Raw genomic sequence first — 21436 nt, 5'->3', positions numbered from 1 at the left:
GGCGGAACCCCGGCGGCGGGCGCGGCGACGGAGCCAGGCACCACTCGGATGCCAGTCGAACCCACCTTGTGGGTACGGCAGTTGGTGGCGGACGGGGCAGTCGAACCGGTCGTGGAGCAGGTGCGGCGGGAACCGCCGGGACGCGGCGAACTGCGGCTGCGCGCCGAGTGGAGCCTGGTCAGCCCGGGTACCGAACTGCACTACCTGGACCGCAGCGCACGGACCGGCGAACGCTTCCCCCTCGGCTACTGCTCAGCCGGGGTGGTCGACGCGGTAGGCCCGCAGGCCCCCGGATACGCACCCGGGGACCGGGTGATCGCGATGGGCTGGGGCGAGGCCGTGCACAGCGAAGCGGTCACCGTCCCCTACCGGCTGTGCCGCCGTGTCCCCGACGGCCTGGACCTGGCGGACGCGGTGGTGGCGGGCCTCGCGGCGACGGCCGTCCACGCGGTGGACCGGGCGGTGTTGGAACCGGCCGACGAGGTGGTCGTAATCGGCGCGGGCATGGTCGGGCAGTTGGTCGCCCAGACCGCGGCGGCCCGCGAAGTCCCGGTCACGCTGGTCGATCTCCGCCCCGAACGGCTGCGTACGGCGGCGTCGCTCGGCCTGGCCGCCGCCGATGGCCGGAGCTTCCTCGCGGAGGACACCCAGGAAACGCGTCCGGCCGGCGGCCGGTGCGTGTTCCTGTGCGGCACCGGTGACGCGGGCGAGGTGATCGCGGCGGCGGCCCGCTGGGCGGGCCGGGCACCGGGCCGGCCGAGGCTGGTCGGCGTGGGCCGTTTCGCCGCGCACATCGACTTCAGCGTGGAACTCGGCAATCTCGACATCCGTTACGCGGCCCGCTGCGGCGCCGGATACCGGGACGCCTCGTACGCACGCGGACTGCGCGACGTGACGGCCCCGGCCGGCGAGGGCACGGTCACCGAGAACCTCCAGCGGGCCCTGGACCTGATCGACACCGGCGCCATCCGCCCCCGTGCGATGGGCCTGCCGCGGCTGCCCCTGGACCGGGCGGCGCAGGCGTATGCGCAACTGCGTGAGCGGCCCGCGCACCCCGCCGTCCTCCTCGGCTACGGCCCGCACGAGGGGAGTGTAACGCTGTGACAGCAGCCACCCCGGTGTCCGAAGTGGCCTCGGGGCACCGGCCGTTCCCCACCGCGGAGCGGGCGGGGACACTCGTCCACCGCTTCCTGGAGCAGGTCACGGCGCACCCCGGGCGCGAGGCCGTGGTCACCCCCGAGGTCCGCTGGACCTACCGCGAGACCGCGTGGCGCTCGGACCAGGTCGCCGCCGCGCTGACCACGGCGGGTCTGCGGCCCGGTGACCGGATCGGCCTGCTCTTCTCCCACGGCGCGGAGATGGTCGCAGCCCTCCTCGGGGTGCTGCGGGCCGGTATGTCCTACGTACCGCTGGACGCTTCGTACCCGGAACCCCGGCTCGGCTTCATGGTCGACGACGCGGACGTCCGGGCACTGGTCGCCCTCTCGGACAACGCACCGCTCGCCGGCCGACTGGCCGGTACGCGGCGGCCGGTGCTGGCCTACGAGGATCTGGTGCGGACGGAGGGGGCCGAGGCGTCCGCAGCCGAAGCGGTGCACGCTTGCGAGGCACCGGTGGTACCGGTACGCCCGGACAGTGAGGCATACGTTCTCCACACCTCCGGTTCCACCGGGCGGCCCAAGCCCGTCGCGCAGCTCCACCGCAACGTGCTGCACCACACCCGGGTCTGGACCGACGGCCTGGGCATCGGCCCGCTGGACCGGGTCACCCTCCAGTCCGCCTACAGCTGGGACTCCGCGGTCCAGGACACCTTCGCCGCACTGCTCAACGGCGCCGCGCTGTACCCCGTCGACCTGAAGTCCCTGGGAATCAGCGGCCTGTTGGACTGGATGGCCACCGAACGCGTCACGGTCTACCACTCCACGCTCCCCGTCTTCCGCGCCCTGGTGCGGGCCATGGAGTCGCGCGCCACCGAACTGCCCGGGATGCGGATGCTCGCGCTCGGCGGCGACACCCTGCACCTGGCCGACCTCGACGCCGCCCGGCGGTCCTTCGGGGCACACTGCCGGGTCGCCGGAGCCTACGGCTCCACCGAGTGCTCGTGTGCCCTGCTGCGGGTCGCCGACCGGGACTACCGACCTCCCACCGGAGTGTTCCCGCTCGGGTTCGCGGTGCCGGAGACGGACGTACGCCTGGAGGACGCCGACGGGCGCGCGGTCTCGGGGCCGGGCGAGGGCGAGATCGTCGTCGAAAGCCCCTATCTCGCACCGGGCGCGGTCGCGGACGGCCGCACCCACCGCACCGGCGATCTCGCCCGGCGGCTCGACGACGGCACGCTGCTGCTGATCGGGCGCCGTGACTTCCAAGTGAAGATCTCCGGGATCCGGGTGGAGACCGGGGAGGTGGAGAGCGCGCTGAAGGATCTCCCCCAGGTGCGCGAGGCGGTCGTGATGCCGTTCGACGACCGGCTGGGGGAGCGGCAGCTCGCCGCCCATCTGGTGACGGCCGACGGCGCACGGCCCGAACCGTCCGCGCTACGGGCCGCGCTGCGCACCGTGCTGCCCGACCACGCCGTACCCACCGCGTTCGTCTTCCTGGCGGCACTGCCGCTGACGCCCAACCACAAGATCGACCGCGCCGCGCTGCCGGATCCGCTGAGCGCGGGCGACCCGGGCCGGACCGCCGGAGGGGGCGGCGGCTCCGGTCCCGCGGGCGCCGGACCGTTGGCGCGGGCGGTGGCCGAAGCCTGGTGCGAGGCACTGGGCGTCGCCACGGTCGGCCCGAACGACAACTTCTTCGACCTGGGGGGCACCTCGCTGCGGATCGCCACCGTGCACGAACGGCTCACCCGCACCGTCGCGCCCGATCTGCGGATGACCGACCTGTACCGGGCGCCCACCCTCCACAGCCTGGTGGACCTCATCGGCGGTGGCGGCCGGCCGGACTCCGAGGCGGGCGCCGCCCGAGGAGCCCGCCGCCGCACCGCCCACGGCGTCCGCCGTGCCGCGGCCCGTACCCGCAACGCGTCATCGTTCCCGAACGACCGGCAATCAGGAGGCACTTGTGACTGACCGTCCCCGCGGTGAGACGGCCGCCACGGCGACCCCCGCCGACACCGCCCCCGACGGCCGGATCGCCATCGTCGGCCTGGACTGCCGACTGCCCGGCGCGCGGAACCACATCGAGTTCTGGCGCAACCTGGTGGCGGGCACCGAACACCTCACCGACGTGGACGAGGAGCGGCTGCGCGCCTCCGGAGTGGCACCCGAAACGCTGGCCAACTCCCGTTATGTGCGGCGCGCTTCGGTCCTGGAGGACACCGACCTCTTCGATGCCTCGTTCTTCTACCTCAGCGCTCGCGAGGCCGAGCGGATGGACCCGCAGCTGCGGCTCTTCCTCCAGTCCTCCTGGTCGGCGCTGGAGCACAGCGGCCACGACTCCGAGCAATACCCAGGCCGGATAGGCGTCTTCGCCGGCGCGCTCAGCAGCACCTACCTCCTGCACAACGTGTTGACCGGGGAACGCGGATTCAACGGCTCGCTGCCCCGGATGCGCGAGGACCTGTCCACGCTGATGGGCAACGACCCCAACCACCTCGCCACCAGGGCCTCGTACCACCTCGACCTCACCGGACCGAGCATTTCGGTGCAGACCGCCTGCTCCACCTCGCTGGTGGCCGTGCACCTGGCGGTGCAGAGCCTGCTGGCGCAGGAGTGCGACGCGGCACTGGCGGGCGGGGCGGCACTGCGCTTCCCACAGGAGGCCGGCTACCTCCACGAGACCGACGGGATCACCTCGGCGACCGGGACCGTGCGCCCGTTCGACGCGGCGGCGGACGGCACGGTCTTCGGCAACGGCATCGGGGTCGTCGTCCTCAAGAGGTTGGAGGACGCGCTCGCCGAGGGCGACACCGTCTGGGCGGTGCTGCGCGGCTCCGCGGTCGGCAACGACGGCGCCGACCGGGTCGGTTACCCGGCGCCGGGCGTCGCGGGCCAGGCCGCCGTACTGGCCGAGGCGCTCGCGGTGGCCGACGTGGACCCCGCGAGCGTCAGCTATCTGGAAGCGCACGGGACCGGTACCAAGATGGGCGACCCCATCGAACTGGCCGCCGCGGCACAGTCCTACCAGGTCACCGGCGCGCCACCGCTGACCATCGGATCGGTCAAGGCCAACCTCGGCCACCTCAGCACGGCGGCCGGGGTCACCGGGTTGATCAAGTGCGTGCTGATGCTGCACCACCGCACCCTGGTCGCCACCCCGCACTTCACCGAGTGGAACCCCCAGTGCGCCGTGGCGGGCACCCGCTTCCGCGTCGGTACGCGCACCGAACCGTGGCAGTCCGCGGACGGCGGACCGCTGCGCTGCGCGATCACCTCCACCGGCATGGGCGGCACCACCGCGCACGTCGTCCTGGAGGAGGCCCCGGCGGTGGCCCCCGCCACCCGGGGCACCGCGCCCGCACCGCCGGTGGTGCTGCTGCCGGTCTCCGCCAAGTCCCCGGCCGCGCTGGAGACCGCGCGCCGGGAACTGGCGGACCACCTCGAAGCGCTCACGCAGGAGCCGGCGCCCGCCCCCGGCGACACCGCGCCGGACGACACCGCGCCGGACGACACCGCCCCCGGCGACACCGCCCTCGACGACACCGCATACACCCTTGCCACCGGCCGCCGGACCTTCAACTACCGCGCCGTGATCACCGCCCCCGACCGGACAACGGCCGTACGCGCCCTGCGCACCGCCGATCCGCGCTTCACCCACCAGGACTCCGGGCAGCCCGCCGACCGTCCGGTGGTCCTGCTCTTCCCGGGCCAGGGCGCCCAGCACCCCGGCATGGGACAGGGCTGGTACGTGCACCTGCCCGTCTTCCGCGCGGTCCTGGACGAATGCGCCGAACTCCTGACGCCACACCTCGGCCTGGACCTACGGGACGCCCTCTACCCCCGGCTTCGCGGACACCAGGGCGAGACCCACGACCTGGGCCGCACCCGGCTGACCCAGCCCGCCCTGTTCGCGGTCGAGTACGCGCTGGCCCGGCAGTGGGCGGCGTGGGGCGTGCGCCCGGCCGCCCTGATCGGGCACAGCGTCGGCGAGTACGTGGCCGCCACCCTCGCCGGGGTGTTCCGGTTGCCCGACGCGCTACGGGTGATCGCGGAACGCGGCCGGCTGATGGACGAGTTGCCCGGCGGGGTGATGGCCGCGGTGATGCTCTCGCCCGAGGAACTGACCCCGTACCTCGAAGGCGCCGAGGTGGCCCTCTCCGCCGTCAACGAGCCCGCGGTGTGCACCGTCGCCGGCACGAAGGAAGCCGTCCGCGCACTGACCACCCGGCTGACCGCCGACGGCGTCGCCCACCGCAAGGTCGCCACCTCGCACGCCTTCCACTCGGCGATGATGGACCCCGCGGTCGGCCCGTTCACCGAGGTGCTGCGCGGCGTCGAACTGCGCCGCCCGCAGATCCCGTTCCTCTCCAACCGCACCGGCACCTGGATACGCGACGAGGAGGCGCGGGACCCGGAGTACTGGGCCGGGCACCTGCGCGAAACCGTACGGTTCGCCGACTGCCTCGCCACGGTGCTCGCCGACGGCGACCACGTCTTCCTGGAGGCCGGGCCCGGCCAGACCCTGGCCACCTTCACCCGCCGGCACCCGGACCGCGAGACCGGTGTGCCGGTCCTCACCTCCGCGGCCCGGGGCCGGGACGCGGGCGCCGACCTGACCGCGGTGACCGCCGCGCTCGGTCGACTGTGGGCCGCCGGCCTCACCGTGGACTGGCAGGGCTATTACGCGGACCGCGGCCGGACCCGGGTGCCCCTGCCCACCTACCCCTTCGAAGGGGCCCGCTACTGGGTCGAACCCGGCAGCGGCCCGCTCACCGGCACCGGCAGCCGCGACAGCGCCGTACCCAAACTGCCGCTGGACGCATGGTTCTCCACACCCGTGTGGCGGCAGGCCGTCGGCACCCTCGACGCGGTCGCCGAGCCGATCGCCGACCCCGTTCTCCTGTTCGCCGACCCCCAGGGCACCGCCGCCCGGCTGGCCCGGCACGCCTTCGCCGGCGAGGTGCTCACCGTCACCCCCGGCACCGCCTACGGACGCGACGGCGACACTTGGACCCTGCGGCCGGACTCCGAGGAGGACCATGCCCGGCTCATCGGCGACCTGCTCGCCGAGGACCGGCTCCCGGACCGCACCGTGCACGCCTGGTCCACCTCCCCGCTGCCCGCCGAACGGGGAAAGGAGCGTTTCGAACAAGCCCAGCGCAACGGCCTCTACAGCCTGATAGCCCTGGTCAAGGCCGTCAGCGCACACGGCGTCACGCACCCCCTGCACCTCGACCTGATCAGCGCGGGCGCCTACGCCATCAGCCCGGCCGAGCCCGAACCGGCCGCCGAACTGGTCCCCCTCGCCGTCGCCGCCCGCGTCATCGGCCAGGAACACGGCAACATCGGCTCCCGCCACTTCGACCTCCCCGCCACCCCCGACGACCGGTCGCTGCGCGCCCTCGCCGCCGAACTGGCCGGCCAGCGCCGCCCCGAGGTCGCCACCACCCTGCGCGGCGCCACCCGCTGGATCGCCGGCCTGGAACCCATACGCGCCGACTGGACCGCCAAGGCCGCCTCCCGGCTGCGCGACGGCGGCGTCTACCTGATCACCGGCGGACTCGGCGAGATCGGCTCCACCCTCGCGCACTGGCTGCGCCGGGAATGCCCCGGCGCCCGGCTCGCGCTGCTCACCCGCGATCCGCTGCCGCCACGCGAGAGCTGGGACACCTGGCTGGCCGAACACGAGGCGGACGACGCGACCGCACTGCGGGTGACCCGACTGCGGGCCCTGGCGGCCGAGGGCGCCGAACCGCTCCTGGTCCACGCCGACGTGGCCGACGAGGACGCGCTGCGGGCCGCAGTACAGCAGGTCACCGCCCACTACGGCGCGTTGGACGGGGTGGTGCACGCGGCCGGGCTGCCCAGCGAGCAGTGGGACCGGGCGATCACCGCGGCCAGCGTCGAGCAGTGCCAATGGCACTTCGCACCCAAGGCACACGGTCAGATCGCGCTGGAGAAGGTCCTCGCCGACCACCCGGTGGACTTCTGCCTGCTGCTGTCCTCGCTGGCCGGGGTGCTCGGCGGGCTGCGGCTCCTGGGCTACGGCGCCGCCAACCACTTCATGGACGCCGCCGCCGAGCGCGCCAACCGCGGTCTGGACCGTACGGTGTGGATCAGCGCGGCCTGGGACGTCTGGCAGCACCATCAGGACGAGAAGCGGGCGATCTCCGCGATCGGCCGGAGCATGGACGACAAGGCGATCCAGCCCGAGGAGGGGCTGGAGGCCGTGCGCCGGCTGCTGACGCTGCGCGATGTCTCCCATGTCGCCGTCTCCACCTGGGACATCGAACACCGGCTGGACCAGTGGGTGCGCGACGAGCGGATCGCCCGGCCGACGGCGGGCGCGGCGCCGGGCACCGCCACCGGCGAGGGCGCGCCGGGTGATGCGGCGGACGACCTGACCGACCAGGTGGCGCGGTTGGTGCGCGGGGCGCTGGGCCGCGAGGACATGCCGCTGGACGGTGACATCTTCGAGTTCGGCGGCGATTCGCTGCTGATCGTGCGATTGCTGTCCGACGTCCGGGAGCAGTTCTCGGCCGAGGTACCGCTCGCCGATGTGCTCGGGGAGCCGACACCGAGCGCGCTGGCCCGTTTCGTACAGGAGCGGATCGACGCCCGTGCGCACGGGCCGGCGGCGGCCGGTGACGACGACATCGAGGCGCTGGCGGCGGAGTTGGCCGGGCTCGATCCGGAAGAGGTCGAACGACTGCTGGCCGAGGCCCGGCAGACCACCGCCCCGCAGGAACAGGAGCGCTGACCGTGGACTTCAGCCTGATCTTCTTCTCCGGAGACGAGAAGAACAAATACCGCTTCGTGCTCGACGCGGCCCGCTACGCGGACGACAACGGGTTCACCGCGATCTGGACCCCGGAGCGGCACTTCCACCGCTTCGGCGGCCTCTACCCCAACCCCTCGGTGCTCGGCGCCGGTCTGGCGATGGCCACCCAACGGCTCCAGATCCGGGCCGGCAGCGTCATCCTGCCGCTGCACAGCCCGATCCGGGTGGCCGAGGAGTGGGCGGTGGTCGACAACCTCTCCCGTGGCCGCGCCGGCATCGCGCTGGCCACCGGCTTCAGCCCGCTGGACTTCGCCATCAAGCCCGACGGCTGGCAGGACCGCAGGCAGCGCACCTTCGACGCGGTCACCACCCTCCGCGAACTGTGGGAGGGGGCACCGGTCTACGTCCAGGACGGCTTGGGCAACCACGTCGAGGTGGAGCTGCACCCGCAGCCCGTACAGCCCGAACTCCCCATCTGGCTCACCTGCACCAAGAGTCCCGAGACCTTCGAGATGGCGGGGCGGCTCGGCTGCAACGTGCTGACCGCGCTCATCGACATGACCAACGAGGAACTGGAAGAGAAGCTCGCCCTCTACTACAGGACCCTTGAGGAATACGGACACGACCCCGAGAGCACCACGGTCACGCTGATGCTGCACACCTTCATCGGCACCGACCTGGAGGAGGTGCGGGAGACCGTCCGGCCGCCGTTCAGTGAATACCTGCGGTCGTTCTTCACCGTCATCGACTCGCAGAAGAAGAACCTCGCCCCGGGGGCGGGCGTCCGGGACATCTCCGCCGGTGAGCAGGACGAGCTGATCAAGTTCGCCTTCGACAAGTACTTCGAGAAGGGTGCGCTGCTCGGCACTCCGGACTCCTGCACGAAGGTCGTCGACCGTTTCCAGGGCATGGGGGTGGGCGAGATCGCCTGCCTGATCGACTTCGGCGTCGACGAAGCCCTCGTCGTGGAGAGCCTCAGCCACCTCAACGAACTCCGGAGGCGCTACGCATGACCGCCGACCTCAAGGCCCGGCTCGCCGCACTCACCCCCGAGCAGCGGGCCCTGCTCCGCGCCCGCCTGCCCCAAGCACGAGCAGCCCGAGCACAACTGACACCAAGTCAGCTGAGGCTGTGGGACACCAGGCAGTGGGTGGCCGATCGCCCGGTGGACGTGGTCTGCCAGGCCGTCCACTTCACCGGGGCCCCCGTCGACCTCGACCTGCTCGCCGAGCGGGTGCTCGGCTTCGTGGCGGCCCACGAGGCGCTGCGCACGACGTTCGACAGTGCGGGGGACGGGGCCGGTGTCCGCCCGGTCGTGCGTGCGCAGCTGCCTCCCCGGCTGATCCGCACCCGCTGCGCGGGGGCCGAGGAGGCACACGCCCTGGCCCGCGAACTGGCCGCCGAACCGTTCGACCTGGAGAACGGTCCACTGCTGCGGGTGGTCCTCTCCGCGGGGGCGACGACCGACGAGGCGTGGCTGCTGGTCGTGGTGCCCAACCTCGTCTTCGACGCCTGGTCGTTCGAGTTGCTGCTGGACGCCCTGGCCCGGCCCGCGGACACCGATCCACCACCCGCACCGCCCTTCAGCGACCTCGCACACGCACAGCGCGCCTGGCTGGACAGTGCGGCGGGCCGGACGGCGGCCGCGTACTGGGCGGCCGAGGTCGCCGACGCCCCGCCGCCGCTGCCCGCCGACCGACCGCGCTCCACCGGGACCGCCCGGGCGGGCGCCCGGGTGAATTTCGCGCTGTCCCGCCCCGTCGCCGACGGGATCCTGGCGGCGGCGCAGCGCGAGGCGGCCACCGCGTACACCGGCTGGCTCGCCGTCGCCTGGGCCGCGCTCGCCGAGTACGGCGGCCGTGACGACGTGCTGCTCGGCACGTTCACGGCGGGCCGGGACCGGCCCGGCAGCACCGACGTCGTCGGCTACCTGCTCAACGTGCTGCCGGTACGGCTGCGGGACGCCGGCGACGGCTCGCACGCCGCGCGCACCCGGGCGGCCCGCGCGGCGACCAGGTCCGGACTCGCCCACGCCGCCTACCCCGGTGAGCTGATCACCGAGCGGCGCCGGGTGCCGGGCACCCACCCGCTCCTGGACACCGTCTTCGTCTTCGACAACCTGGGGGAGGCCACCCGGGAGATACAAGGCGCCCGGGTGGCCACCGCCGACCTCGACAAGGGCACCGCCCGCTACGACCTGACGCTGGCCGTCTACCCCGGCCCGGACGGCGCCCGAGGCTGGCTGGAGTACGACACCGAACTGTACGAGGAGAGCACCGCGCGCCGGATCGTCGAGCGGTTCACGGCGCTCGCCGAAGAAGCCGCCGACAGCGCCGCAAGGGCCGAACCCGGAAACGGGGGACCGGCATGATCACCGCACGGCTCTGTGCCCCGGCCTACGAGCTGGGCGAGTACGCAGCCCCCGTGGCCGAGCTGCCCGAGCTCCAGGCGGACCCCAGGACCGCCGCCGAACTGACCTCCCCCGCCGCCGGGTTCGACACCTACCGCTGGTCGGACGCGCCCGTCACGGAGCTGATGGCCGCCGCCGTCCAGCGCACCCTGGGCGAGGCCGGAGTCCCGGGTGACGAGGTCGACCTCGTGCTGCTGGCCACCGACTCGCTACCGGGCGGCCGAGCGGGACACCGCGACGTCGCCGAACTCCTCGCCGAAACCGGGCTGACCCGAGCCACGGCGAGCACGCTCGGCCTGATGGACTGCGCCACCGCCATGGCAGCCCTCGCCACCGCGGCCTCCCTCGTCCGGGACGGCAGCGCACGCCATGTCCTGGTGGTCTCCGGAGACCTGGCCGACCACGCCACCGGCGGCGAGCGTGTGGTGGCGGGGGGCGTGGCCATCGCGAGCGACGCGGCGGCAGCCGCGCTGGTGTCGGCCACCGCGGCGGGCCTTCCGGTGCTGGGTATGGCCCACCACACCTCGCCGGTGACCGGAACGGGCGCCGGGGCGCGGCAGGAGCTGGCCGCGAAGGTCACCGCACACCGCGAGCTGTTCGCCCGCCTGGCGGCGCACCACCCGCACCGGCCCGAGGACGTCCGCGCAGTGCTGCCCAGCAACTTCGCCCGCATGGTGCTGGAGATCTATCTCTCCGACGTCGGCTACGGCGGTGACAAGCTCGCACTCGGCGACGTGGGGCGGATCGCGCACTGCCTGGGCAGCGATCCGCTGATCAACCTCGCCGACCGGCTCGCCGAGACGAGAACGGCCGGTACGCGGACGGCACACGGTGCGGACGACGGCCACTTGGTGCTGCTCGGTGCGGGCGTCGCACACCTGGCGGCCGTACTGCTGGGCGCGCAGCCCCTGCCCCACGCATCGGAGGGAGCCCTCTGAACGGCAACGCCCCAGCCGCAGGCGCCGCCTACCTGAACGGCTGCGCCGCCGCGCTGGGCGACCTGCGGAAGAAGGTGGCCGACCTGCCCGAATACGCAGCGGAACCGCCGCGTCCGGGAGCTGCGTTCGACGAGTACCGGGTCGCCCGAGGCGGCGTGCTGGACCTGCTGCGCCCGGCCCTGACCGACGCACTGGCCGCCGCCGGGACGCCCCCGGCGGCGGTGGACACCGTCCTGTTCGCCACGGAGTCGCTGCCCCGGGGCGAGGCGTCCCAGACCGCCGTCGCCCAACTCCTGGGCGACCTGGGGATGCCCAACGCGTACCCGGTGACGCTCGGCTTCGCCGACTGTTCCACCGCTACGGCGGCCCTCACCATGGCCGCGGCGATGGTGAGTTCGGGGGCGGCCCGGACCGTGGCGGTGGCCTCGGGGGACCTGGTGGGCACGGTGCGATCGGGCAGCCGGGTCCTCCTCGGCGGTTCCGCGGTCGCGAGCGACGGAGCCGCCGCGGCCGTCGTCTCCGGCCGACGGCACGGATGGGAGATCCTCGGCGGCGCCCAGCAGGTCTCCTACGACCTGGTCGGACCGGCCCTCGCCGCCCAACGGCTCAAGGCACAACTGACGGCATATCAGGACCTGTTCGGCGACCTCTGGTCGACCACCGGTCTGACGCCGCACGAGGTCGCCGCGGTCCTGCCCAGCAACCTCGCGGCCGACACCCTGCGGATATTCCTGGGCGAGGCCGGCTTCGCGCCCGGGCAGCTCTACCAGGACAACGTGGGGCGGATCGCGCACTGCCTGGGCAGCGATCCACTGATCAATCTCACCGACCGTACGAAATCGGGCACCGCGAGGTCGGCGTACCCCGCGGTCGTCCTGCTGGGATCGAGTGCGGCACATCTGGCCGCCGTTCTGCTACGCACCGTGGAGGGCTGAATCAGCATGTCATCTGTCGAGGAGAGGATCGCCGCGATCTGGCGGGAGATTCTGGGACCGGACCTGGCGCCCGGTGCCGCCATCGGTGTCGAGGACGACTTCTTCGCTCTGGGCGGCACGTCCATGCAGGCGATGGCCCTGGTACAGCGGCTGCGCGAGGAGTTCGGGGTACCGGTGGGATTGAGCGCGGTGGTGGCGGACGCCACGCTGGGCGGGGTCGGTGCCGCGGTCACGACCGCCGGGGGAGTCGCCCGGTCATGAGGTTCGAGTCCGTCGCCGCCCTGGGCAAACTGCCGCCCCGCACACGGGTGGTGATGGGCGCCAACCTGGTCAGCTCGGTGGGCACCGGCCTCGTGCAGCCCTTTCTCGTCCTGTACCTGACCCGCGTACGCGGGCTGTCCGTGGGCACCGCCACCGCCCTCATTTCGCTGATCGCGGTGGCGTCCCTGGTCGGCGGCCCGGTGGCGGGGCGGCTCGCCGACGGCTTCGGCGTACGGCGTACGGCCGCCGTGGCCATGGCCACAGCCGCCCTGGGCACGGCCGGATTCGCGCTGGTGACGGCGGTCTGGGGCGCCGTGCTCGCCGGGCTGGCCTACGGCCTGGCCCATGGCGCGATGCTCTCCGTGTGGAACGTCGTCATCGCGCGCAGCACGGAGGGCGAGGGCCGCTCCGCTGCCTTCGGCCTCCAGTTCGTCGCGCTCAACGCCGGAGTCGGGCTCGGCGGTGTGCTGGGCGGGGTCTTCGCCTCGACCGCGGATCCCGGCCGATTCCAGTTGCTGTACCTGTGCGACGGCCTGTCGTTCCTGGTGGCCGGGGCGTTGCTGGTCCTCGCGATCGGCGGCCAGCGGGCGCCGGTGCCGTCCGACCCGCACACCGGCCCCGAGCCCACCACCGGCGGCCGCGGCTACGGCGTGGTCCTGCGTGACCGCCGGTTGCTCAAGGTCCTGGCACTGACCGTCGCGCTCATGGTGGTCGGATACGGGCAGCTGGAGTCCAGCATCCCGGGACTGGTCGCGGTGCAGGACATGGACGCCCGCATCATGGCGTGGGCGTTCGTGGCCAACACCTGCTGCATCGTGCTGATCCAGGCCGCGGCCGTCACGCGGATCTCCCGGACCGGGCCCGCCGTGCTGCTCGCCGCCACCGCCGCCACCTGGGCGGGGTGCTGGTTGCTGCTTCTCCTGGCGACGACGAGCGAGCGTACGGCCCTCGAAGCGGCCCTGATCGTCGGCGCGTTGGCGGTCTTCGCCGTCGGCGAGGCGCTGCTCGCCGTCGCGCTGCCCACGCTGGTCAACAGCCTGGCCCCCGACGCGCTCCGCGGCCGGTACAACGGGGCCTACTCCGCGGCGATGTCCACGGGCCTGGTGATCGGTCCGCTGCTGGGCGGACAACTCCTCGGCGGCGCACACCCTTGGCTGCTGCCGGTGGTCCTGGGCCTGGGGTGCGTGGGGTGTGCCGGTGGTGCGTTGCTGCTGGGCCGCCAGGTGCCCGAGGCCCGAGTGGTGGCGCGGTCGGCACGGGACACGTACGACGTCGGGGCACCCGGGGTACCCGACCGGCTGGAGCAGTTGGAGGGTGGAGAGGTGCGATGACGGACGGACACGGCCCCGGCGACGACCGGGGCACGATGCACGGGGTTTTCCGGCAGCGGGCCGCGGAGCGCCCGGACGCCCTCGCCCTGATCCACCGGGACACCGCCGTGAGTTACCGGACGCTGGAGCGGGCCTCGGACGCCTTCGCGGCGGAACTGGCCCGCGCCGGGGTGGGCGCCGGCGACGTGGTGCCGGTGCTGATGCCGAGGTCACCGCGGTTCGTGGCGACCGTGCTCGCGGTGCTCAAACGAGGTGCCGCCTACGCGGCGATGGACCCGCGCTGGCCGCGTTCCCGGGTGGCGCAGTTGGTGGAGCAGACCGCCGCCCCGTTGATCGCCGCGGCCCCACCCCACGCGGAGGGCTGGTCCTGCCCGGTATGGGTCCCCGAGGCGGATCTCGCACGGGTGGCCGCCGGGCCCGCCGTACGCCCGGACACCCCGCCGGTCCGGGAGACGGACACCGCGTGCGTCTTCTTCACCTCGGGCAGCACCGGCCGCCCCAAGGGGGTGCTGTCCCCGCACGCCGGCACGGTACGGCTCTTCGACCCGGCCCGATTCATGACCGTCGGCCCCGGCACGGTCATGCCGCAGGCCGCCCCGCTGCCCTGGGACGCCGCCTCGCTGGAACTGTGGTCGATGCTGCTGGGCGGCGGCACCAGCGTCCTGATCGACGAGCCCTACCTGACCGCGGACGGCCTGCGCACCCTCGTCAGCGGCGCCGGTCTGAACACCCTCTGGCTCACCGCCTCGGTCTTCCACATGCTCGTCGAGGAGGACCTCGACTCTTTCGACGGGATACGGCAGCTGTTGGCCGGGGGCGAACGGCTTTCCCCCGCACACGTCCGCCGGTTCGTCGCGGCGCACCCCGACACCGCCCTGGTGAACGGGTACGGGCCGGCCGAGTCCACGGTCTTCACGACGACGCACCGGATTACGCCTGCCGACTGCGCCGAGGGCGCGGACATCCCCGTGGGCCGCCCGGTGGCCCGGACCGAGGTGTTCGTCCTCGACGAGCGGTCGCGGCCGTGCCCGCCGGGCACCACCGGCGAGATCTGTGTGGCGGGCGCCGGTCTGGCGAACGGCTACCTCGCCGACCCCGAGCAGACCGCGAACAGCTTCACCGAGCGCGAACTCGGCCCCGGGGGCCCGCGCCGGATCTACCGCACCGGGGACCTCGGCCACCTCTCGGCCGACGGGGTGCTGCATTACGCGGGCCGCGCCGACCGCCAGGTCAAGGTACGCGGGCACCGCATCGAGCCGGGCGAGGTGGAGGCCCGGGTGGCCCAACTCCCCGGGGTCCGCCGGTGCGTTGTCATTCCCCTCATGGAGGAGGGCGCCTGCGTGGGACTGGCCGCCGCGTACACCCGCGCGGACGGGGCGGCGGTGAGCGAGGACACCGTCCGTGGCGCACTGGCCGCACGACTGCCGGAGTACCTGATGCCCCGGGCGCTCGCCGCCGTGGACACGTTCCCACTGACCGGCAACGGCAAGTTGGACACCGTCGCGCTGCTGGACCTGGTGACACGGCGCGCCGGTCCCCGGAACGAAGCCGCCCCCCGCCACCGCCCCGACGACGGTCCGGTAACCGGCCAGGTGGCGCACGCCTTCGCCGAAACCCTGCGTACCGGCGGCGCCGTTCCGCACGACACCTCCTTCTTCGCACTGGGCGGCGACTCGCTGGACGGCGCCCGCCTGTGCGTGCGGATCGGCGTGCGCACCGGCGTCCCCGTTCCGGCCTCCGTACTCATCGCGGGCCCGACCGTACGGGAACTGGCGCACTGGATCGAGGCCCGGGCGGGAGCGGCGGAAACGCCCGCCCCCAAGGACCCGCCGGCTCCCGGGGAACCGCTGCCGCTGCTGCCCACGCAGAGCGGGTTCCTGTACGAACAGAAACTCGACCCCGCCGATACCTCCGCCCACTGCGAGCTGATCTGGCAGGCGACCGGAGACTTCGCCCCGGAGGCGTTCCGGGCCGCGGTGGCGGATGTGCACCGGCGACACCAGTCGCTGCACGCCCGGTACGTCTTCGACCGGCGCCCCGTCGCGCTGCTCGACGGCCAGATCAGACCGGCGGAGACGACGGAGCTGGCCCCGGCCGCGGACCGGGACGCGGGCCTGGCGGCGGTCCGCCGCGCGCTCGGAGCGCCCTTGGACATCGGGGCAGGCGAGAACTGGCGGTGTGTCATGGCACCGGTGGCATCGGGCCGTGCGTGGGTGCTGGGCATCGTCGTCCACCACATCGCCTTCGATGGCAGCTCGACCCGACCGCTGGCCGACGACCTCTCGGCGGCCTACGCCGCCCGCCTGCGGCACCGGGCGCCGGACGCCGACCCCCCACCTCCACTGGCGGCCGTCCTCGCCGGCGCCCGGGCCCAGGTGAACGAGGCCGGGCTGGCGGAGCAACGCACGTTCTGGAGCGAGGAGATGACCGGCGTACCGCCGCTCACCGTGCCGGGCCCGGACGGGAACGGCACGTCACCCGGGCCCACCTTCCGGATACCGGCCGCCGACTGGGCCGCACTTGAGGTACGCGCCCACGGTTGGGGCAGCACCCGCTTCGCGGTGGCGCTGGCGGCCTACGCCGAAGCGCTCGCCGCGGTTTCCGGCGACCGGGATCTGGCGATCGGCGCACCGATCGCCAAGCGCTACCACCCGGACACCGCCGACGCCATCGGCTGTCTCATCGACGTCATCTGCTTCCGCATGCGCCCGGCCGGCGACGGTACGGCCGACCGCGTGCCCGCGCTCCTGGACGGCGTGCACGCGGCACTGGCCGCCCAGGACGTGCCGTTCGAGGAGGTCGTACGGCTGGCCGCCGACCCCGCCCGCGACCGCTCCCGCCACCCGCTGTTCCAGACCCTGTTCGCCTTGCAGAGCGGCCCGCCCCAGCGCCTCGCGCTCGACGGCTGCGAGACCGTCTTCGTACGGCCCCGGGCCGGGCGCGCCCTGCACGAACTGGAAGTGGAGGTGTGGCCGGAGCACGACGGTGGCGCGGAAGTGGTTCTCGGGCACCGGCCGGAGACCACCTCCCCTTCCTTCGTGGCGGAGGTGGCGGCGGCCTACCGCCGGTTGCTGCGGGAGCTGGCCGCCGGGGCGGACCGCAGATGAGCGAGCGCCCCGCTGCCGCGCGGCGGGAAGCTGCCGGCGAGGACGTGGAACAGCATCGCGAGCGCCTCCGCGAGCTGGACGGCGACCTCATCCGGCTGATCCGACTGCGCGTCCGGGAGGACCGGCTGCTTCAGGGCGCACGCCGCGCGGCCGGCTTCGCGCGTACCGACCTGGCGCGGGAGAACGCCGTACTGCGCGGCTACCGGGAAGCCCTGGGACCGGCCGGCGCCCAACTGGCCCTGCTCCTGATCGGTATGACCCGCCACGCGGACCAGCCCCCCAACGGTCGGGAGGAACGGCCGTCACCGGACCGATCACAGTGAAGCCGGCGGCCCGCCCCAGGCCAGCGCCCCCGCAGAAGTAGGGTCGACGATGACCCTCCCGATGCAGACGAAAGAACCACGGCGACCGAACCGACGAAAGGCAAGGCATGCACCACGTACGCCGGGCCCGCACGGCCGACCACCCCGCGCTCGTGGAGTGCGTCCAGAAGTGGTGGGGCGATTCCCGCACGCCCGAACAGGCGCGGGAGCTGTCACTGCTGCTGCCGCGGCTGTTCCTCCAGCACTTCGCAGGGACCAGTCTGGTCCTGGAGGACACGACCGGCATCCGGGCGTTCCTGGTCGGTTTCCACTCCGCCGACAACGCACACCAGGCGTACATCCACTTCGTCGGCGTGGACCCGCAGTTGCGCCAGCAGGGCATCGCCCGCCGGCTCTACACCCTCTTCTTCGAGCGTGCCGCCGCGGCCGGCCGCACCGAGGTGTGTGCCATCACCTCACCGCACAACACCGGTTCCCTCGCCTTCCACAACGCCATGGGTTTCGAACTGGTCCCCGGTGACCACGAGGCCCACGGCCTGCCCGTACACAGCGACTACGACGGCCCCGCGCAGCATCGGGCGGTCCTCCGTAGGAAGCTCGGCGCACCGGGCACGGGCACACTGGAGCCCTTCACGACGCGCCCGGCGAAGCCGGAGGACTTCGACACCGTCGTCGGAGTGATCGACGACTGGTGGGGCCGCCCTGCCTCCCGCGACCTGACGCGGGTCTTCGTCAACCACTTCTGCGCGACCAGCCTGATCGCCGAACGCGACGGCGAACTGGCCGGTTTCGTCATCGGCTTCCTCTCACCGTCCCGGCCCGAGGAGGCGTACATCCACTTCACCGGCGTCGCCCCCGCCTGGCGCCGCTCCGGCCTCGGCCGCTTCCTCTACGAGCGCTTCTTCGAGCTGGCGCGCGCCGACGGCCGCAGTCTCGTCAAGGCGATCACCTCCCCCCAGAACAGCCGCTCCATCGGCTTCCACAAGGCCATGGGCTTCACCAACTCCGCCCCGATCGCCGACTACGACGGCCCGGAGCTGGACCGGGTCGCCTTCACCCGACCCCTCTGAGGCGCACCGTCCCAGGCACACCGAGCCGCAGCCACACCGAGCCGCAGCCACACGGCGCGTCCCTCGCCGCTCGTCCTCAAGCGGAAGTGGGGTCACACATACGACCCATAGCCGGAACGAGTGGAATAACCGACACTTTCCGCTCTCTCCTGAATGTCCCGATCTCTCCCCGGGGATCCCCTCCCCGGAAGAGCGTTGGGAGATCCGCATGCGTCACACCGCCAGCACCGGCCGCTCCGCGGCGACCGGCGGCTGCCGCATGCTGTTCCTCCTGGCGCTGCTGGCCTTGCTGGTCACGGCATTGACCGCCGGCTACTCCGACGCCGCATCGTCCGACGTCGGCAAGTGCCCCACGCACGCCGGCGCCCCTGCCCTCAGCGGTGCCGCGGAACGGACCTGCGACACCACGGGGCACGTACTGGCACCGTCGAGCGACGCACACCAGCATCCGGGCAACGGCTTCCGGCGGTTGTGCCATGCCACGGCCTGCCATCTGCGCCATCACGTCCCCACCGGGCCGAACGGCAAGGCCCTGCGGGAATCCCCCGTGAGGGAGTCCCAGGACGCGCCGGGGCACGCCGCCCCTGGGGCTGTCCTCTCGGCTGCCGCCTCCGGCCTGCCCGCGCGGGTGACCGTTCTGCGCTGCTGAGCGGGCCCGGTCGCGCACCGCGCCCCGCCCTCCCCACACCTGGGCCGATGGGGCGGTCGCGGCCTGCCGCAGCAGCGTCCACGCCTTCGCCCCGCAGGAGTTCCGGCATGCCCGTCGACATCTTCGCCGCCCTCGGCGCGCTCGTACGCGCCGAGGCCCGCCGCAACGCACCCCGTCCCGAGCCCCGCCCGCCGGCCCCGCCCGCACCGGCTGATCCGCCTGAGCCGCAGGGCCCGGCGGCCCCCGTTCCCGCGCAGCACCCCACCCCACCGGCCAGACCACACAACGAGACCGCGACCACCTCGTCCCCTTCGCCCGAGTCCCCTTCCCGCACGTCCTATTCTCCCGCCGGGGGGCGCCCGCGCTCCCGGCTGCTGCGCAAGCTGTTGGCCCTCGTCGCTTCGCTCGTTCGCCGACGTCGTCGCGGCACCGCCGAACGCAGCCCGGCGTCCGAGTCCTGACGGACCCGGCTGCCGATCACGCCGGTGGGAATGTTGCCGGGTGAGGGACGGCGCGGCGGGGCGGGTGTCCGGCGTTCCGGTCACCGAGCCGCCGCGCTTGTCCGCTCTTGTCGGTAGGTGACGGGGCAGCCTCGACTGACGGCCGTTCCGGCGTTCGATAGCCTCTCCGGCATGACCTTCAAGGGGGAGGGGTTCGACCTCGGCGGCAGCGGAGCTGTGCCGTTGGGGGAGGAGGACCCGCAGAGGATCGGTTCAATCCGGCTGGTCGGCAAGCTCGGCTCCGGCGGCATGGGGCGGGTGTACCTGGGGGTCGCGGCCGGCCGCTATGCCGCCGTCAAACAGGTGTTGCCGCTCCTCGCCGAGGACGAGGGGTTCTTGCGGCACTTCGGGCACGAGTTGGACAACCTCTCGCGGCTGCCGGCGGAGGCGACGGCGCCCCTGCTCGCGAGCGACCGCTCCGCTCGGCCGCCGTGGTTCGCCACCGCGTACATCCCGGGCCTCACCCTGAGCGAGGCGGTCGAACTGCACGGCGGCAGATTGTCCGCCGACGCCTTGTGGCTGTTGCTGCGGGAGGCGGCCGCCGGTCTGAAGACCGTCCACGCACAGGACATGGTGCACCGGGATCTCAAGCCGTCGAACGTCATGGTGACCGTCGACGGCCTCACCCTGATCGACTTCGGGGTCGCACGGGCCGTCGACCAGAGCCGGTTGACGCAAACCGGCATGATCGTGGGCACGCCTGCCTACATGTCGCCTGAACAAGCCTCGGGCAAGCGGCAGTTGAGCGGTGCGACGGACGTGTTCGCGCTCGGGTCGCTGATCGCGTTCGCGGCGAGCGGCAACCCGCCCTTCGGGGACGGGGCCGGACTGGGCACGCTGTACCGCATCGTGCACGACGAGCCGGATCTCCAGCCGGTGCGGGACCTGGACCCGGAACTCGCCCGCATCGTCGCGTCCTGCCTGGACAAGGACCCCGAGGGCCGCCCCACGTCGGCCGAGCTCCACGAACTCGCCGTCGGCCGGGGAGCGTCCGCGGCCGGTGCCTGGCCGTCGGCCGTCGCGGAACGACTGTCTGAACGTGGCGCCTTCGCCGCCACCGTGCCCCGGATCGAGGACGACGAAGCCCAGGCGGAGGACGTACGGACCACCGACCTCGCGGTCCCCGGCAGGCCCGCACGGACACTTCCTGCGGCACCGCCGCAACCGGTGGGGGAGAGCGCGGACGCCACACCGATCGCCTCCACCAGACCCCGGCTGACCCGCGAGCCCCGACGCAAACGCCTCCTGCTGGCCGTCCTTCCGGTCCTGGTCGTGGGCGGCGGGACCACCCTCGCCCTGCAACTGCTCCCGCACGTGTCACCCCTGCACGACAACGGACGGGCCGCGCCCTCCGCATCGGTGTCCACGCAGCTCCACCCGACAGCGCCCTCCTCCGGAGCCGCTCACTCGGGTGCGCCGTCGGGCCGGGCGACACCGGGGCAGCAGCCGCAGCCCGCCTCGTCGGGCGACGCGACCGCGGCCTCCGGCACAGGGGACGACAAGGGCACGTCGTCGGGCTCCCGGAAGGGCACGGGCGGGAGCGACGGATCGGGTGGTTCCGACGGGTCGGGGGCGGGCGGCGCCGGTGGTTCGGGTGGTACGGCGACCAAGAAGCCGCCGGAGGGCCCCGCGCCGAGCGGGTACCACCGGATCAAGAACGGCGGCAACGCCCAGTGCCTGATCGAGACGGTCTACGGCAACGCCCCCGCCTTCGGCGACTGCACGGGTGACCCCTCCGGGACGTGGACGTACCGCCAGGCATCGGACGGCACGTTCACCGTGGTCAACCAGCGCACCGGTGACTGCCTGACGGCGGGGATGCCCGGCAACAACGCCTTGGCGGTCGCCTGCGGGGGAACCGGTCAGTCATGGCGCGCGGGCACCGGCGGGACGCTCCACAGCGTGTACAACGGCCAGTGCCTCGACATCGCCTACGGCGGTGGGGTGGCGACGGCGGCCTGCGAGTCCGGGAAGACGTCGCAGCGTTGGACCGCGTCGTAGACCTGCCCGTCCTGGGGTCTGGCAGTCCGG

General features: G+C 73.3%; 15 protein-coding genes and 1 pseudogene. All 16 read left to right on the top strand.

Annotation, left to right across the window (positions count from 1 at the left end; all coding sequences use genetic code 11):
- Positions 1-48 precede the first annotated feature (48 nt).
- The 16 genes and pseudogenes from ACFVT2_RS08345 to ACFVT2_RS08270 all read left to right on the top strand — a co-directional run bounded on the left by ACFVT2_RS08345 (position 49) and on the right by ACFVT2_RS08270 (position 21406).
- Positions 49-1104 (top strand): 3-hydroxyacyl-CoA dehydrogenase NAD-binding domain-containing protein, encoded by a 1056-nt coding sequence (locus ACFVT2_RS08345; RefSeq protein WP_390013705.1) that lies wholly within the window; start codon positions 49-51, stop codon positions 1102-1104.
- Entirely contained in the window at positions 1101-3071 is a 1971-nt protein-coding gene (locus tag ACFVT2_RS08340) for a non-ribosomal peptide synthetase (protein WP_390013702.1), read from the top strand. Before ACFVT2_RS08345 ends, ACFVT2_RS08340 begins: the two co-directional genes overlap by 4 nt.
- Positions 3064-7860: an SDR family oxidoreductase gene (locus ACFVT2_RS08335; RefSeq protein WP_390013699.1), complete on the top strand. Its 4797-nt coding sequence runs from the start codon at positions 3064-3066 to the stop codon at positions 7858-7860. The genes ACFVT2_RS08340 and ACFVT2_RS08335 overlap by 8 nt, the downstream gene beginning before the upstream one ends.
- Before the next feature lie 2 nt (positions 7861-7862).
- Positions 7863-8894 carry a MupA/Atu3671 family FMN-dependent luciferase-like monooxygenase gene (locus tag ACFVT2_RS08330; RefSeq protein ID WP_390013696.1) on the top strand — a complete coding sequence of 344 codons (1032 nt, stop codon included), beginning with the start codon at positions 7863-7865 and terminating at the stop codon, positions 8892-8894.
- On the top strand, positions 8891-10252 hold the full coding sequence (locus ACFVT2_RS08325; RefSeq protein ID WP_390013693.1) for a condensation domain-containing protein: 1362 nt from the start codon (positions 8891-8893) through the stop codon (positions 10250-10252). Before ACFVT2_RS08330 ends, ACFVT2_RS08325 begins: the two co-directional genes overlap by 4 nt.
- Positions 10249-11229, top strand: coding sequence for an acyl carrier protein (locus ACFVT2_RS08320; RefSeq protein ID WP_390013690.1), 981 nt, complete (start codon positions 10249-10251; stop codon positions 11227-11229). The genes ACFVT2_RS08325 and ACFVT2_RS08320 overlap by 4 nt, the downstream gene beginning before the upstream one ends.
- Before the next feature lie 74 nt (positions 11230-11303).
- Positions 11304-12164 carry an acyl carrier protein gene (locus tag ACFVT2_RS08315; protein WP_390013687.1) on the top strand — a complete coding sequence of 287 codons (861 nt, stop codon included), beginning with the start codon at positions 11304-11306 and terminating at the stop codon, positions 12162-12164.
- Positions 12165-12170: 6 nt separating this feature from the next.
- Entirely contained in the window at positions 12171-12425 is a 255-nt protein-coding gene (locus ACFVT2_RS08310; protein WP_390013684.1) for an acyl carrier protein, read from the top strand.
- Positions 12422-13756, top strand: coding sequence for an MFS transporter (locus ACFVT2_RS08305; protein ID WP_390013681.1), 1335 nt, complete (start codon positions 12422-12424; stop codon positions 13754-13756). Before ACFVT2_RS08310 ends, ACFVT2_RS08305 begins: the two co-directional genes overlap by 4 nt.
- Entirely contained in the window at positions 13753-16863 is a 3111-nt protein-coding gene (locus ACFVT2_RS08300) for an amino acid adenylation domain-containing protein (RefSeq protein ID WP_390013678.1), read from the top strand. Before ACFVT2_RS08305 ends, ACFVT2_RS08300 begins: the two co-directional genes overlap by 4 nt.
- On the top strand, positions 16860-17186 hold the full coding sequence (locus tag ACFVT2_RS08295) for a hypothetical protein (RefSeq protein ID WP_390013675.1): 327 nt from the start codon (positions 16860-16862) through the stop codon (positions 17184-17186). The genes ACFVT2_RS08300 and ACFVT2_RS08295 overlap by 4 nt, the downstream gene beginning before the upstream one ends.
- Before the next feature lie 98 nt (positions 17187-17284).
- Positions 17285-17680, top strand: a pseudogene (locus ACFVT2_RS08290) (GNAT family N-acetyltransferase); the annotation flags it as partial.
- A complete protein-coding gene (locus tag ACFVT2_RS08285) occupies positions 17681-18256 on the top strand; it encodes a GNAT family N-acetyltransferase (protein WP_390013878.1) in 576 nt (191 codons plus the stop codon). It abuts the pseudogene before it with no gap.
- A gap of 208 nt (positions 18257-18464) precedes the next feature.
- Positions 18465-18905 carry a hypothetical protein gene (locus ACFVT2_RS08280; RefSeq protein WP_390013672.1) on the top strand — a complete coding sequence of 147 codons (441 nt, stop codon included), beginning with the start codon at positions 18465-18467 and terminating at the stop codon, positions 18903-18905.
- Positions 18906-19012: 107 nt separating this feature from the next.
- Positions 19013-19366, top strand: coding sequence for a hypothetical protein (locus tag ACFVT2_RS08275; protein ID WP_390013669.1), 354 nt, complete (start codon positions 19013-19015; stop codon positions 19364-19366).
- Between the two features lie 171 nt (positions 19367-19537).
- Entirely contained in the window at positions 19538-21406 is a 1869-nt protein-coding gene (locus ACFVT2_RS08270; protein WP_390013666.1) for a protein kinase, read from the top strand.
- Positions 21407-21436 lie beyond the last annotated feature (30 nt).

The organism is Streptomyces sp. NPDC058000 (assembly GCF_042886435.1).
Lineage (GTDB): Bacteria > Actinomycetota > Actinomycetes > Streptomycetales > Streptomycetaceae > Streptomyces.
Note: the sequence above shows the minus strand (reverse complement) of the source record. Positions and strands in the feature narration are given on the sequence as shown.